Source organism: Kitasatospora cathayae, assembly GCF_027627435.1.
Classification (GTDB): Bacteria; Actinomycetota; Actinomycetes; order Streptomycetales; family Streptomycetaceae; genus Kitasatospora; species Kitasatospora cathayae.
In genome coordinates this window covers 2,644,871-2,656,366 of record NZ_CP115450.1, presented here as the reverse complement: position 1 = coordinate 2,656,366, position 11,496 = coordinate 2,644,871, and the positions used below count along the sequence as shown (strand labels likewise).

The window sequence follows — 11,496 nt, the reverse complement described above, 5'->3', positions numbered from 1 at the left end:
AACCCATGACCACACCGCGTCGAAGCGCCCGCCGCCTGGTCCGCCGCTGGTGGCCGGTGGCGCTCGCGGTCCCGCTGGGCGCCGCGGCCGGAGCCGGGTACGCCGTCGTCTCGCACCCCTCGTACAGCGCCAGCGCCTACGTGCTCGTGGTGCCGCAGAACCCGGGGGAGGCGGCGACCGCGACCAACTTCGCCCAGGCGTACGGGCGGCTCGCGGGCCAGCCGCAGGTGCTCGCGGTCGCGGCCGCCGAGACCGGCCACACCCGTGGAGAGCTGGAGTCCCTGGTGTCCGGGACGACCTCTCCGGACGCCCCGATGATCGAGATCACCGGCACCGGGACGCGCGCCCAGGAGGCCGCCCGGACCGCCGACGCGGTGGCCCGCTCGCTGGTCGCCTTCGCCAACACCAGCAGCAAGGACACCAACGTCCGGCTGGTGACGCTGGCCCCGGCCGCCGAGCCGGACAAGCCGACCACGCCCTCCGCCGAGCTGGACGTCGCGGTCGGCGCGGCGGCCGGGCTGCTGCTCGGGTCGCTGGTGCTGATGACCCGTCGGCGGGGCGACGCGGCCGCCGTCGAGACGACTGGCCTCGACGCCCCCGCGGCTCCGGCGGCGGCCGTGGCGCCCGCGGCCGCTCCGGCCGCTGAAGCCGTCGAGGCCGTCGAGGCCGTCGAGGCCGTCGAAGCCGTCGAAGCCGTCGTGGCCCCGGCCACGCCCCGCCCGCGCGGTGGCGAGCAGGGTGGCAAGGCCCGGCCGAAGACCGACTCGAAGCCCGTAGCGAAGGCGGAGTCGAAGCCCGACACGAAGTCCGAGCCCGAGGCCGAGTCCGAGCCCCCGGCCAAGGAGAAGGCCGCCGCCGGGAGCAAGCGATGAGCACCGAGACCCGGGCCGCCGGCCTGCCCGCCCAGCCGGGCGCGCCCTCCTGGACCACCGAACTGCGCCGCGAGGACGACGCGCTGGACACCCTCGCCGAGGAGTGGGACGACCTGGTGGCCCGCTGCGGCACCGCCACCTTCTTCCAGACCTCCGCCTGGCAGCGCTCCTGGTGGCGCCACTACGGCCGCCCCGGCGCGCTGCTGGTGGTGCTGGTCCGCCGGGACGGCCGACTGGTCGGCGCCGGCTCCTTCATGCGGCGCGGCGGCCCGTTCGGCGGCCTCACCGGTCTCGGTGCCGCGCTGATCGACTACAGCGACGTCCTGCTCGACGACGACTGCGCCGACCGGGCCGCCGCCGAGCTCGCCGCCGCCCTCCCGCTCACCCGCCCCTGGCACTGGCTGGAACTGCGCGAGGTGCACCCCGAGGCGGCGGTGCAGCGGGTGTACGAGCACTGGCGCGGCTCCCGCCGTCGCCACCAGGACTCGCTCTGCCAGTACCTTCCGGGCATCCCGATGGAGCGGCTGCTCAAGCGGCTGCCCGGCAAGACCGCCCAGCGCAACCGGGTGAAGCTGCGCAAGAACGCCGAGGCCGGGGTCCGGGTGCGCGCCACCCCGCTGGACGAGGTGCCGGCCGCCCTGGAGGGGCTGCTGCGGCTGCACTTCCTGCAGTGGCAGGACCGCGGAGTCACCGCGGAGCACCGCACCGAGCGCTTCGCCCGGCACCTCACCGAGTCCACCCTCGCCCTGGTCGCCACCGGTCAGGCGGCCGTCCACCAGTTCCACCTGGACGGCGAGCTGGTCGCGGTCAACCTGCTGCTGCTCTGCCCGTCCCGCAGCGGGCTGTACATGTACGGAGCCCACCCGGTGCTGCGCGACCGGCTGGACATCGCCGGGCTGCTGCTCAGCACCGCCCTGGACGCGACGATCAGCGCGGGCGTCCCGGTGCTCGGCATGCTGCGCGGCCAGGAACCGTACAAGCAGCGCTGGCGGCCGGACCGACTGCTCAACGAGCGCCTGCTGCTCGGTCCGGCCGGGCCGGCCCCGGCGACGGTCGCCCGGGCCGGCGCGGTGCGCCTCCGGCAGGCGGCGGTGCACCAGTTGCGCACCCGCTTCCCCCGGCTCAAGGAGGCGCTGCTGGCCCGTCGCCGGGCCTGACCGCCGGTCAGCGCCGCGACGGCGTCCCGGCCGCGGACGGGCTCGGCGACGCACCGGCGGAGTGGCTCGCCGTCGCGCCCGGCAGGGTGGGCAGGCCCGGCACGGTGGGCGGGGCCGGCACGGTGGGCGGGGCCGGCGGGGCCGGCGGGGTCGGTGTGGCGGGGGTGCTCGGCGCCACCGGCACGATCGGGGCCGGGGGAGCCGTCGGCACCACCACCGGTGCCCCCGGCGATCCGGACATCAGCTGCTTGAACGCCGCGGTCGAGCGCGGGTTGCTCCGGCACTGGAAGAAGCCGTGCGGGCAGTAGTCGGTGACGGTCTGGTAGGCGGTGTCGTGGGTGCGCATCCAGTCGACCATCCGCCGGACGAACTCGGGGTTGTCGCCGTTGCGGAACAGCCCCCACTCCGGGTACGAGACCGGCTTGCCGTGCTTGGCCGCGAACTCCACCTGGTCCTGCAGGCCGTACGGCTCGCGCACGTAGTCGTCGAAGGTGCTGCCGGCCGGCTGGTCGTAGCTGTCCGTGCCGACGATGTCGACCACGTCGTCGCCCGGGTAGCACTTGGTCCACGGGATGGCGTCCAGGCCCCGGTTGGGGGTGAAGTCGAAGCGGAACCGCTGCCCGGGCACCGAGCGCATCACCCCGACGATCCGCCGCCAGTACGTCTTCCAGGCGGCGGGGTCGGGCTTGCAGCGGTGGGTGTAGGTGACGCCGTTCATCTCCCAGCCGAGGGTGATCACGGTGTCCGCGCCGCCGAGCGCCACCAGCCGGCGGGCGAGCCGCAGGAAGTGGCTGTCGAATTCCCCGCGCGCGCCCTGGCCGAGCAGCCGGGCGACCTCCCCGTCCGGCACGTGCGCCTCGTTCGGCACCAGCATCGGCACGCCGAGCACCAGCAGCCGGGACGGGTCGGTCAGCCGCCACTGCGACCACATGCCGAGCACCACCGGCTCGCCTTCGACGTCCGCCCAGCCGTTGCCCGCCAGATAGGTGTGGCCGACCTGTAGGTTCGCGTTGCCGAGCCACTGGGCGTACTTGCCGATCTGCGGGATGTAGTTGTCCCAGGAGCCGACGAAGGCTCCGAACGGGGGCTCGTGCTTGGGCCGCTGGACCGGCGGGCGGGGGGCCGCGCCGCGCGGCTCGAAGGCGTCCGAGGAGAGGGTGTGCCGTTCGGTCTGGCTGAGCGGCGTCCCGGTCGGGACGCTGGCCGTGGCCATCAGCAGTAGGGAGGCGGCGGCCAGCGTCAGGCGGCCGATGCGCATGGTCTGTCCTCCGGACGTCGCGGGGATGGGGGCGGTGACGACGTCGACGGACGGTGGCGTCACGCTCGCCGACAGTAGGCCCGGCGACGGACGGAAAAGCCGAATGTCACCCTAAAGTGGGCGGTATTCGAATGCTGTCTGCCGCAACACCCCTTCGACCCGGCCGCGTGTATCAGCTCTGTAACGGTCCGGCGGGGCGTGCGGGGCCCGCCGCGAGGGCCCGGCCGACCGGCCGGGGAGCCGATGGCGCAGGTGGGCGGGCGAACCTACCGGACGGGCGCGCACGATCGGGCGTTCGCTGGGCGGGACGCCCCCGGGGCGATTTCGGCTGACTCGCGCGCCCGGTGAAAGGTACGCTCCGGCCGTGTCCTGGAAGCCGCCGCGTGTCCTCACCCCCCGCTCGATCCTGCCTGCCCTGGCGGTGATGCTGGTCCTTGCGGCCGGTGCGGCGGCGCACGCGAACAAGCCGGTGCCGTTCGGGGACCGGGTGGCGGGTCCGGCCGACGCGGACGCCACCCCGGTGAACTCCCAGTCGGTCAGCTCGGCCGACCTGGACCTCAGAGTGGTCGGCCCCGGCCTGGAGGCGTACCACCATCAGACCGGCGAGCGGGCCTGGACGTACCGCCGCGAGGGCGCCGAGGCGCTCTACCTGGCGATGGCCGGGGACAACGCGATCGTGGTCTGGGACGACGGCCTGGTCACCTCGGTGCGTCCGGGCGACCACGAGGTGCGCTGGCACCGCGCGGTGCCGGGCCTCGCCGACTACCTGCGCGCCGACGGCGAGCCGGGCGCGGACAAGCGGACCGACGCCCAGCGAAAGGACACCGCCAAGCAGCGGGCCGCGGCCGCGCTGCACACCGTCCAGCGGGACGGCTCGCCCTGGCTGGCCGTGGTGACGCCGAACCTGACCATGGGCCTGCGCGACGCCGACGGCGACCTGCGGTACAACGACCGGCCCTCCAACGGCTGCCTCTACGACCCGCTGCGCACCGTCCACACCGACTACGCCGTGCTCATTCCGCGCACCTGCACCAACAGCAGCGGGGTGGCCGTCTCCGGCGGCATCACCGGCTACCGGCTGGACAGCAACGGGTGGTCGATGATCACCGGCCCGGCCGCGACGGTCAAGGTGCTGGACCGCAGCCGGGTGGAGATCACCGACGGCCCGATCGTGCCGCCCAAGGTCTTCGACACCAAGGCGGCGGCCCCCGAGACGGCCTGCACCAGCGTGGACGCGCCGTTCGCCGCGGTGCGCCCGCAGGGCGGCTGCACCGACCCGTCGGCGAGCCCGACGGCGTCCGCCCCCGCGACCCAGGCCGCCCCGACGACCCAGGCCACCCCGACGGGGTCGGCGACCGACCAGACGGCCGCGCCGCAGCAGTAGCCACGCCCCTGCGGGTACCCCGGGGTGGTAGCGCCCCGGGGCGTTTCGCGCGGCCCGGTAGACTGGCCGCCATGGCTATCTTCTCCGGGCAATAGCGGGCGGCGGCGCCCAGTTCCACCGCGCCGACCGCCGATGAAGCCCCACTTCCCGCTGCCCGGGCCCGTACCCGGCCGCCCGCCCACGTCCCAGGAGTAGGTCCCAGCCATGATTTCCGCCAACGCCCTCGAGCTGCGTGCCGGTGCCCGGATCCTGATCGAGTCCGCGAGCTTCAAGGTCGCCGCCGGCGACCGGATCGGCCTGGTCGGGCGCAACGGCGCCGGCAAGACCACGCTCACCAAGGTGCTGGCCGGCGAGGGCCTGCCCGCCGCCGGGACGGTCACCCGTTCGGGAGAGGTCGGCTACCTCCCGCAGGACCCGCGCACCGGCGACCTGGACGTCCTCGCCAAGGACCGCATCCTCTCCGCCCGCGGCCTCGACACCGTGCTGAGGAAGATGCGCGAGAACGAGGACCGGATGGCCAACGGCAAGGGCGCCACCCGGGACAACGCGATGAAGAAGTACGCGCGCCTGGAGACCGAGTTCCTCACCAAGGGCGGGTACGCCGCCGAGGCCGAGGCCGCCACCATCGCCGCCGCGCTGGGCCTGCCGGACCGCATCCTCGGCCAGCCGCTGCACACCCTCTCCGGTGGTCAGCGCCGCCGCGTCGAGCTGGCCCGGATCCTCTTCTCGGACTCCGACGTGCTGCTGCTCGACGAACCCACCAACCACCTGGACGCGGACTCGATCGTCTGGCTGCGCGACTTCCTGAAGACCTACAAGGGCGGCTTCATCGTCATCTCGCACGACGTCGACCTGGTCGAGACGGTCGTCAACAAGGTCTTCTACCTGGACGCCAACCGCTCCTGCATCGACGTCTACAACATGGGCTGGAAGCAGTACCAGCAGCAGCGCGAGGACGACGAGAAGCGCCGCAAGCGCGAGCGGGCCAACGCCGAGAAGAAGGCCGCGACGCTGAACGCGCAGGCCGACAAGATGCGCGCCAAGGCCACCAAGACGGTGGCCGCGCAGAACATGGCCCGCCGCGCCGACAAGCTGCTCGCCGGTCTGGAGCAGGTGCGCCAGAGCGACAAGGTCGCCAAGCTGCGCTTCCCGGAGCCGGCCCCCTGCGGCAAGACCCCGCTGACCGCCAGCGGCCTGTCCAAGTCCTACGGCTCGCTGGAGATCTTCACCGACGTGGACCTGGCGATCGACCGGGGTTCCCGGGTCGTCGTGCTGGGCTTCAACGGTGCCGGCAAGACCACCCTGCTGCGGATGCTCGCCGGGGTGGAGGCGCCGGACACCGGCGAGGTGATCCCGGGCCACGGCCTGAAGATCGGCTACTACGCCCAGGAGCACGAGACGCTCGACGCGGAGCGCAGCGTGCTGGAGAACATGCGCTCGGCCGCGCCGGACACCGACCTGGTGCAGATCCGCAAGATCCTCGGGTCCTTCCTGTTCTCCGGCGACGACGTGGACAAGCCGGCCGGGGTGCTCTCCGGCGGTGAGAAGACCCGTCTGGCGCTGGCCACCCTGGTGGTCTCCTCGGCCAACGTGCTGCTGCTGGACGAACCCACCAACAACCTCGACCCGGCCAGCCGCGAGGAGATCCTGGGCGCGCTGCGCGAGTTCTCCGGTGCGGTCGTGCTGGTCACCCACGACGAGGGCGCGGTCGAGGCGCTCGACCCGGAGCGGATCATCCTGCTGCCCGACGGCGTGGAGGACCTGTGGAACCCCTCGTACGCCGACCTGGTCTCGTTGGCCTGACCGGAAGTAGACGCCCCATCCGCTTTTCGGACCAGAAAATCTAGTCCTTTCGGCGTGTCCGGGAATGAAGAAGACCCGGATTCCGTTTAAGCACTTCCCGTCGGCCCGTCACTCGATCGTGGTCGGGCCGACGCTGCTGATCAGCTCTTTCTCGGCATGTGGCGGCACCCGCCCGGGGGCGTGCACTCTGCGTGAGCGCCCTGATGCGCTCGGATCACCACCGCAGGACCACGCATTTGCGACATCGACCTTGTCGAATGGGTGGCCAGGACGCGGTCGATGGGTGATCATGGGAATCTGACCGAGCAACGCTACGAGGAGGCACGGGTGGCCGAGACTCTGAAAAAGGGCAGCCGGGTGACCGGTGCCGCGCGTGAGAAGCTCGCGGCCGATCTCAAGAAGAAGTACGACTCCGGGGCGAGCATTCGCGCTCTCGCGGAGGAGACCGGTCGTTCGTACGGCTTCGTGCACCGGATGCTGAGCGAGTCCGGAGTGATCCTCCGGGGCCGCGGTGGTGCCACGCGGGGCAAGAACAAGGCGACTGCCGGGGCCGGTTCCTGACGGTCCGTCGGCTCGAAGCTGCATGACGCGGCGGCAGGGCGCCGACCGAGGAGACGACGGCTGACCACGGCTGGGCGTCCGCCCTCGGGTCGAGTGGACCGGCCGCCGATCGTCATGTCCGGATCCCGGGCCCCCTTGCCGTTCCGATCTTTCCGGGCCGGGGCCCTGCCCGTCCGCGCCCAGGTTTGTTACTCTCCGGTAGCCACGTCCCCCGCCACCGGAGGTTCCCGCATGACCGCCCCCGCCACCGACCCGCAGGCCCCGAGCTGGGAGCGGGACGGCGTCCGCCTGGAGATCGACGGCGAACTCGCCGTCGTCACCCTCTGTCAGCCCAAGCGGCGCAACGCCCAGTCGCCCGCGCTCTGGCGCGCCCTCGCCGCGGCCGGGCGCGAACTGCCCGGCAGCGTGCGGGTGGTGCTGCTGCGCGCCGAGGGCGTCTCCTTCTCGGCCGGGCTGGACCGGGCCATGTTCACCCCCGAGGGGATCCCCGGCGAACCCACCTTCCTGCAGCTGGCCGGCTCCGCGGACCAGGAGCTGGACGACGCCATCGCCTCCTACCAGGAGGCCTTCACCTGGTGGCGCCGCGCCGACCTGGTCTCCATCGCCGTCGTCCAGGGGCACGCCGTGGGGGCGGGCTTCCAGCTCGCGCTCGGCTGTGACCTGCGGGTGGTCGCCGACGACGTCCAGTTCGCGATGAAGGAGACCTCGCTCGGGCTCGTCCCCGACCTGGCCGGCACCAAGCCGCTGGTCGAACTCGTCGGCTACGCCCGGGCGCTGGAGATCTGCGCGACCGGCCGCTGGGTCGGCGCGGAGGAGGCCGCCGCGATCGGGCTGGCCAACCTGGCCGTCCCCGGCGCCGAGCTGGACTCCGCCGCCCGGGACCTCGCCGCCGCCCTGCTGGCCGCTCCGCGCGGGGCCGTGATCGAGACCAAGGCGCTGCTGCAGGGCGCCTCCGGACGGTCCTACGACGAGCAGCGTTCGGCCGAACGGGCGGCCCAGGCGCGGCGGCTGCGGGAGCTCGCCGGAATCGGCGACTGAGCCCGGGCCTGGCCCAAGCCCCTTCGCCGCGAGGCCCGGTCCCGGGGACGTCCCCGGGCCCGGGCCTCCGGTGTCTCCGGGGGTGCTCCCCGGGGTGCGCTCGGCGGGCGGGGGTCGTGGCGAAATGCCAGAGTTGGGGTGGTTTGCGATATAGCTGGAGCCGCTACGAGGGAGATGCGCCCCATGCCTGACACTCCGACGCCCGCGACCGTGCACAAGAACCCCGGTGCTGCGCCGACGCCCGGTCCGCCCGCCGGCGCCAGGCCCGCGCCCCCGGCGGGTACGGGCGCGGGTACGAGTACGGGAGGGGACGGCGGGCGGTCGGCCAGTGAGCGCGGCCGTACGGCGCTGGCCGTCGGGGTGGTGGAGAAGATCGCCGGGATGGCCGCCCGGGAGGTTTCCGGCATCCACGCGCTGGGCTCCGGCCTGGCCCGTACCTTCGGCGCGATGCGGGACCGGGTGCCCGGCGGGCGGTCCAGCATCGGGCGCGGGATCAAGGCCGAGGTCGGCGAGAAGCAGACCGCGATCGACATCGCCCTGGTGGTGGAGTACGGCGTGGTGATTCCCGAACTCGCCCGCCAGGTGCGGGAGAACATCATCGAGGCGGTCGAGCGGATGACGGGCCTGGAGGTCGTCGAGGTCAACATCGCGGTCAACGACGTCCACCTCCCGGACGAACCGGAGTTCGAGGAGGAGGAGCCGGTGACGGCGCCCGGGCAGCGACCCAAGCTCAAGTAGCGCCCGGCCGTGGGAGTCGCCCGCGGCGTTCGGCGGAGGACGAGGGAGTAGCGGATGAACCTGGCCATCGTCGGCCTGGTGGTGGGCATGGCCCTCGGCTTCGCCGGGTACTTCGGCGGGTTCGCGGCGTTCCTGCTGGTGGCGGTGCTCGGGCTGGTCGGCTTCGTGGCCGGGCGGCTGCTGGAGGGCGACATCGACCTGGGCGACCTCGGGGACCTGCTCCGCGGCCGGGGCCGGCGGCGCTGATGGGGGCCCCGGTCCCCGCCCCCGCCTCCGGCCCCGGTGCGGCGCGCCGGGGGCGGCTCCGGGTCGCCGACCGGGTGTACGCGCGGATCGCGGAGCAGGCGGCCCGGGAGGTGCTCGCCCGGGCGTGGGCCGGGCGGTCGGTGAAGGGGGCGCCGCCCCGGGTGTCGGTGGCCCGGCCGGGCAGCACGGTGACCGTCCGGGTGGCGGTCGAGGCGCCCTTCCCCGCCGATCTCGCGGGTCTCGCCCGCGGTGTGCGGGACCGGGTGGCGGCGCAGGTGGTCGGGCTGACCGGGACGAGGGTGTCCGAAGTGGTCGTGGTGGTCGAGAACTTGGTCGCCGGGGGAGCGTGGTGAGCCGGGCCCCGGAGGTCGGCCCGGTGCGGTCGGCGTCCCGGTTGCGGGCGGGGCGGGCGGTGGCGGCGGCGCTGGTCGCCACGGTGGTGCTGGTGGTGGCGGGGGCGCTGCTGTACGACGTGGTCGCGGTTCGGCTCGGGCAGCCGGCCCGGCGGTGGCGGGCGCAGATCGCCGAGGAACTGGCCACGCGTCATCTGGACGATCTGTGGGTGCTGGTGGGGGCCGGGGTCGCGACCCTGCTGGGCGGCTGGCTGCTGTGGCTGGCGATCGTGCCCGGGCTGCGGCGGTGGCTGGTGCTGCGGCCGTACGGGGGGACGGCCGCGGCGATCGAGCGGGCCGGGATCGGGCACCTGCTGACGGACCGGGCGGCCGGGCTGACCGGCATCGACCACCTGCGGATCAGGGTCGGGCGGCGGCGGGTGCGGGTGTCGGTGAGCGGGCCGGTGGATCCGGCGGTGGTGCAACGGCAGCTGCGGGAGGAGTTGGGGAGGGTGGGGCTGGCGCAGCCGTTGCGGCTGGATGTGCGGTCCTGGCGCGGGCCGGCCGGTGGGCCGGCCGGTGGGCCGGCCGGTGGGGTGACCGACGGGACGCCCGACCAGCCTCCCGACCAGCCGCCCGACCGGGCGGGGGAGGCGGCGGGGTGAGGCGGCGGACGGTCGTCAACCGGGTGCTGCTGGGGCTGGTGGGGGCGGTGCTGTTGGGGGTCGGGGCGCTGGTGCTGGCGGGCGGGCTGGACCTGTACCGGCGCCTCGGCGTCGACCCGCCGGGCTGGTGGCCGCTGACCTCGCCGGACCAACCGGTGGTCAGCGCGCGCTCCCGGGTTCGGTGGGTGGGGTCCTCCTGGTGGTGGCCGACGGTGATCGGCGGGCTGTCGGTGCTGGTGGTGGGGACGGCGTGGTGGCTGGTCGCGCAGCTGCGGCGGACCGCGCTGCCCGGGATCGACGTGCCGACGCCGGGGGTGGGCGGGCTTCGGCTGCGGGTGAGCGCCCGGGCGCTGGAGGAGGCGCTGGAGCACGGCACGGCGGTGCTGCCGGAGGTCGAGCGGGCGCGGGTCCAGCTGGTGCGGGCGCCCCGGCACCCCCGGCTGCGCGGGGCCGTACGGCTGACGCCGGGCGGGGACCCGGTGGGGCTGGTGGAGCACTTCGAGGACGGGCCCCGGGCGGACGCCCTCCGGAGCCTGGGACTGGCGGAGCTGCCGGCGGACCTGCGGATCCGGGTGCTGCAGCAGGCCCCCGCCGCTCGGCGCCGGTCCGCTCGGCGCCGGGGCCGGCGGGGGCGCCGGCAGCTGGAGTAGGGCGTGTCTGACACGCCCTGAGTCAGAGGGAGCGCAGGGCGCCGCCGTCGACGGGGACCATCAGGCCGGTCAGGTAGGAGGCGGCGGGGGAGAGCAGGAACGCGGCGACCTTGCCGAACTCCTCGGGGGTGCCGTAGCGGCGGAGCGGGATGGCGGCGCCGGCCTCGGCGCGGGCGGCCTCGGGGTCGGGGGCGAGGGCGTCGAGCTCGCGGACCCGGTCGGTGTCGATCCGGGCGGGGAGCAGCCCCAGCACCCGGATGCCGCGCGGGCCGAGCTCGTCGGCGAGGGACTTGGCGGCCATGGCGAGGCCGGGGCGCAGGCCGTTGGAGATGCCGAGGCCGGGGATCGGCTGGCGGACCGAGCTGGAGAGCACGAAGCCGATCACGCCGCCGGAGGGCAGGGCGGCGGCCGCGGTGCGGGCGAGCCGCAGGGCACCGAGGAAGACGGACTCGAAGGCGTCGCGCCAGGCGGACTCGGGGGTGGTCTCGACCGGGCCGGCCTGGGGGCCGCCGACGCTGATCAGGATGCCGTCGAAGCGGCCGAAGCGCTGGTTCGCCTCGGCGATCAGGCGCTCGGCGGTGTCCGGGGCGGCGTTGTCGGCGACCAGGCCGTGGGCGGTGCCGAGGGTCTCGAGCTCGGCGACGGCGGCGTCCACGGCCTCCTGGGTGCGGCCGCTGACGAGCACGTGGGCGCCGTCGGCGACGAGTTCGCGGGCGGCGGCGAGGCCGAGGCCCCGGGTGGCGCCGGTGACGATGTAGGCCTTGTTCTTCAGTCCGAGATCCATGGGAACAT

Annotated in this window: 13 protein-coding genes; 11 read left to right on the top strand and 2 right to left on the bottom strand. The window is 74.4% G+C overall.

Going from position 1 to position 11,496, the window contains the following annotated elements:
• Window positions 1-5: 5 nt before the first annotated feature.
• Both O1G21_RS11730 and O1G21_RS11725 read left to right on the top strand, forming a co-directional pair.
• Window positions 6-872 (top strand): Wzz/FepE/Etk N-terminal domain-containing protein, encoded by an 867-nt coding sequence (locus tag O1G21_RS11730; RefSeq protein ID WP_270143097.1) that lies wholly within the window; start codon window positions 6-8, stop codon window positions 870-872.
• Window positions 869-2,029 carry a GNAT family N-acetyltransferase gene (locus tag O1G21_RS11725; RefSeq protein ID WP_270143095.1) on the top strand — a complete coding sequence of 387 codons (1,161 nt, stop codon included), beginning with the start codon at window positions 869-871 and terminating at the stop codon, window positions 2,027-2,029. Before O1G21_RS11730 ends, O1G21_RS11725 begins: the two co-directional genes overlap by 4 nt.
• 7 nt (window positions 2,030-2,036) lie before the next feature.
• Here the strand turns inward: O1G21_RS11725 and O1G21_RS11720 are convergent, their stop codons facing one another.
• Window positions 2,037-3,350, bottom strand: coding sequence for a glycoside hydrolase family 26 protein (locus tag O1G21_RS11720; RefSeq protein WP_270143093.1), 1,314 nt, complete (start codon window positions 3,348-3,350; stop codon window positions 2,037-2,039).
• Window positions 3,351-3,651: 301 nt separating this feature from the next.
• On the opposite strand from O1G21_RS11720, the gene O1G21_RS11715 reads away from it, so the two are divergent.
• From O1G21_RS11715 to O1G21_RS11675, 9 genes are all read left to right on the top strand, one after another.
• A complete protein-coding gene (locus tag O1G21_RS11715) occupies window positions 3,652-4,671 on the top strand; it encodes a PQQ-binding-like beta-propeller repeat protein (protein WP_270143091.1) in 1,020 nt (339 codons plus the stop codon).
• 204 nt (window positions 4,672-4,875) lie between these two features.
• Window positions 4,876-6,474, top strand: a complete 1,599-nt coding sequence (locus O1G21_RS11710; protein ID WP_270143089.1) for an ABC-F family ATP-binding cassette domain-containing protein — start codon at window positions 4,876-4,878, stop codon at window positions 6,472-6,474.
• Window positions 6,475-6,801: 327 nt separating this feature from the next.
• The gene (locus O1G21_RS11705) at window positions 6,802-7,035 is read left to right on the top strand and encodes a helix-turn-helix domain-containing protein (RefSeq protein WP_030059940.1); all 234 of its coding nucleotides are present in this window, start codon (window positions 6,802-6,804) and stop codon (window positions 7,033-7,035) included.
• Between the two features lie 231 nt (window positions 7,036-7,266).
• Window positions 7,267-8,073: an enoyl-CoA hydratase/isomerase family protein gene (locus tag O1G21_RS11700; protein WP_270143087.1), complete on the top strand. Its 807-nt coding sequence runs from the start codon at window positions 7,267-7,269 to the stop codon at window positions 8,071-8,073.
• A gap of 174 nt (window positions 8,074-8,247) precedes the next feature.
• On the top strand, window positions 8,248-8,811 hold the full coding sequence (locus tag O1G21_RS11695) for an Asp23/Gls24 family envelope stress response protein (protein WP_270143086.1): 564 nt from the start codon (window positions 8,248-8,250) through the stop codon (window positions 8,809-8,811).
• Between the two features lie 54 nt (window positions 8,812-8,865).
• A complete protein-coding gene (locus O1G21_RS11690; RefSeq protein ID WP_270143084.1) occupies window positions 8,866-9,057 on the top strand; it encodes a hypothetical protein in 192 nt (63 codons plus the stop codon).
• Window positions 9,057-9,410 (top strand): hypothetical protein, encoded by a 354-nt coding sequence (locus tag O1G21_RS11685; protein ID WP_270143082.1) that lies wholly within the window; start codon window positions 9,057-9,059, stop codon window positions 9,408-9,410. The genes O1G21_RS11690 and O1G21_RS11685 overlap by 1 nt, the downstream gene beginning before the upstream one ends.
• Window positions 9,407-10,054 carry a DUF6286 domain-containing protein gene (locus O1G21_RS11680; protein ID WP_270143080.1) on the top strand — a complete coding sequence of 216 codons (648 nt, stop codon included), beginning with the start codon at window positions 9,407-9,409 and terminating at the stop codon, window positions 10,052-10,054. The genes O1G21_RS11685 and O1G21_RS11680 overlap by 4 nt, the downstream gene beginning before the upstream one ends.
• The gene (locus O1G21_RS11675; protein WP_270143078.1) at window positions 10,051-10,704 is read left to right on the top strand and encodes an alkaline shock response membrane anchor protein AmaP; all 654 of its coding nucleotides are present in this window, start codon (window positions 10,051-10,053) and stop codon (window positions 10,702-10,704) included. Before O1G21_RS11680 ends, O1G21_RS11675 begins: the two co-directional genes overlap by 4 nt.
• A 22-nt stretch (window positions 10,705-10,726) precedes the next feature.
• Here O1G21_RS11675 and O1G21_RS11670 read toward each other — a convergent pair whose 3' ends face one another.
• A complete protein-coding gene (locus tag O1G21_RS11670) occupies window positions 10,727-11,488 on the bottom strand; it encodes an SDR family oxidoreductase (RefSeq protein ID WP_270143076.1) in 762 nt (253 codons plus the stop codon).
• Window positions 11,489-11,496 lie beyond the last annotated feature (8 nt).

Bases quoted from the DNA above. Each gene is read 5' to 3' on its own strand.
- O1G21_RS11730 (WP_270143097.1), top strand. From the start codon at position 6: ATGACCACACCGCGTCGAAGCGCCCGCCGCCTGGTCCGCCGCTGGTGG.
- O1G21_RS11725 (WP_270143095.1), top strand. From the start codon at position 869: ATGAGCACCGAGACCCGGGCCGCCGGCCTGCCCGCCCAGCCGGGCGCG.
- O1G21_RS11710 (WP_270143089.1), top strand. From the start codon at position 4,876: ATGATTTCCGCCAACGCCCTCGAGCTGCGTGCCGGTGCCCGGATCCTG.
- O1G21_RS11700 (WP_270143087.1), top strand. From the start codon at position 7,267: ATGACCGCCCCCGCCACCGACCCGCAGGCCCCGAGCTGGGAGCGGGAC.
- O1G21_RS11695 (WP_270143086.1), top strand. From the start codon at position 8,248: ATGCGCCCCATGCCTGACACTCCGACGCCCGCGACCGTGCACAAGAAC.
- O1G21_RS11690 (WP_270143084.1), top strand. From the start codon at position 8,866: ATGAACCTGGCCATCGTCGGCCTGGTGGTGGGCATGGCCCTCGGCTTC.
- O1G21_RS11685 (WP_270143082.1), top strand. From the start codon at position 9,057: ATGGGGGCCCCGGTCCCCGCCCCCGCCTCCGGCCCCGGTGCGGCGCGC.
- O1G21_RS11670 (WP_270143076.1), bottom strand. From the start codon at position 11,488: ATGGATCTCGGACTGAAGAACAAGGCCTACATCGTCACCGGCGCCACC.